Origin of the sequence: Streptomyces sp. (genome assembly GCF_019510245.1) — a bacterium.
Lineage (GTDB): Bacteria > Actinomycetota > Actinomycetes > Streptomycetales > Streptomycetaceae > Streptomyces.
The window spans coordinates 1-2,114 of sequence record NZ_JAEKKT010000461.1 but is presented as its reverse complement, the minus strand read 5'-3'; the positions used below and the strand labels follow the sequence as shown (position 1 = coordinate 2,114).

Genomic DNA, 2,114 nt, shown 5'->3' with positions numbered 1-2,114 from the left:
CTCGCGCAGCGGGCGCGGCTTCAGCTCCTGGCCCACGGCCAGCTGGTGCATCCGGACCCGCTCGACGAAGTCGGGCTCTGCGTTGACGAGGGTGATGGCGACGTCCTGACGACGCAGCCGCTTGGCGAGTCGGCCTGCCGCGATCGCTCCGGAGTAGCCGGCGCCGAGGACGATGATCCGGTGCTGCATTTTCCTGCTCCTGTCTGCGCGGGTCCGGTGCCTTCTGGCCCGGTCACGCCCCTTGAACCGGGCAGCACGCCGATTCCTGACAGGAGGAATGAGTGACCTACGTCACACAAGGAGTCAGAGGGCTTCAGTCACGACCGGAGGACCGAAATCGCCCGCCGCCCAACGCTGCGTCGCCCGCTCGAGCTTGTCCGGATTGACCTGGCTGCGGACAGCGACGATGCCCTCCTGCGTCCGCTCCAGGCACATGATGCCGAAGACCCGCCCCCCGACCACCGCGACGACCGCAGGGCCGCCGTTGACCGTGGCGGCGTAGAGGTCGGGGGAACCGCCGGCCAGGTCCCGCTTGGCCGGGGCCGGCTTGAACAGCCCGCGCAGGAACTTCGCCACCGCACGTGCGCCCTCGAAGGCACTGGCCCGGGCCGGCACCTTTCCGCCGCCGTCGCCCACCGCGACGGCGTCCGAGGTGAGCAGCTCGATCAACGGCTGTGTCTCACCGCTGGTCGCCGCAGCGAGGAACTCCTCGACGATCCGGCGCACAGCCGCCTCGTCGATCTCGACCCGCGCCCCGCCCTGCGCCACATGCTTCTTCGCGCGATGGAAGATCTGCTGACTGGCCGCCTCACTCAGGTCCAGGATCTCGGCGATCTCCCGGTGGGAGTACGCGAATGCCTCGCGAAGCACATACACCGCCCGCTCGTTGGGCGAGAGCCGCTCCAAAAGGACCATCACGGCGTACGACACCGACTCGCGCTGTTCGACCGTCTCCGCCGGGCCCAGCATCGGGTCCCCTTCGAGCAACGGTTCGGGCAGCCACTGGCCGACGTAGGTCTCGCGACGCGCACGGGCCGACGTGAGCTGGTTGAGGCAGAGGTTGGTGAGCACCTTGGTCAGCCATGCCTCGGGCACCTCGATGCGCTCGACATCGGCGGCCTGCCAACGCAGATATGTCTCCTGTACGGCGTCCTCGGCCTCGCTCGCCGACCCGAGCATGCGGTAGGCGATGGCCTCGAGACGCGGCCTGGCCGCCTCGAACCGATCCACGTCACTGAAGGTCAGGGCCATGCCGGGATCCTAACCGGAGCTGTGCGCGCTTTCACTGCCACCGTACGGCCGCGGGACGGGCAGATCCACAGGGCTGCGAGGCAGCGGCGTTCACCGGCTTCGGTCGGCATCGATGTGGTGCTGTGATTCCCCGGTGGCAATCCGGCCCCGGACGCACCGGACATGGCAGTCATGACCTCGGCCCAACTGACAGCAGAAGCTGCACGCAGGGAACAGTTGGCTCCGCTTGTCCGTATCATCTCTACGCCAAGGCATTCTGCGGCAGTTACGGCATCCGCGCTGCCAGTGCAGCTCATGCTGCCCGGTTCAGCGTCGCGCTCCGCCTCTGCGTGACGGCCGCACACCGAGGAAAGGCCAGCATCATGTCCGAGAGCATGACCGACACCATGGGACTGACACACCAGTACAGCACCCAAGTAGCCGCCGATCTCGAGACCAACCTCAAGGAGCAGGAACGCATCAATGGGGACATCGCTGCCCTGCAGCAGCAGTTGGCCGCCCTGCAGCATGACCACAGTGTGCTGGTGAACATCCAGCAGGCACTCGGCGTCACACAGTCGACCAAGGAGTCCACGCCCTCGGCCGAGACCGCCACGGTGCCGGCTGCCCGGCAGAAGATCAAGAGCGCACCGCGCAGCAAGCAGACCGCACGGAAGACCACCGCTGCACAGGAACGCACGACGGCCAGGAAGTCCACCGCCAAGTCCGAGACGAAGACGTCCCAGCCCACTTTGGTGGAGCTCATCCGTCAGCACCTGACCGAGCAGGACGAACCGCGCTCCGCAGCGGAAATCTCCACCGCGCTCGGCCAGGCCCATCCGCAGCGCGACATCAAGACCAAGGTCGTACGTGTCACCCTTGAG

At 67.3% G+C, this 2,114-nt stretch carries 2 protein-coding genes and 1 pseudogene; 1 reads left to right on the top strand and 2 read right to left on the bottom strand.

Translation table 11 applies throughout. The features are described 5' to 3' along the window. Together JF597_RS54035 and JF597_RS54030 are read right to left on the bottom strand one after the other, a co-directional pair. Window positions 1-189: pseudogene (locus JF597_RS54035) on the bottom strand (oxidoreductase); the annotation flags it as partial. Between the two features lie 114 nt (window positions 190-303). Next, entirely contained in the window at window positions 304-1,251 is a 948-nt protein-coding gene (locus tag JF597_RS54030) for an RNA polymerase sigma-70 factor (RefSeq protein WP_069762166.1), read from the bottom strand. Between the two features lie 374 nt (window positions 1,252-1,625). Here JF597_RS54030 and JF597_RS54025 point away from each other — a divergent pair. After that, on the top strand, window positions 1,626-2,114 hold a 489-nt coding region (locus JF597_RS54025), incomplete at its 3' end, for a hypothetical protein (protein WP_294014439.1).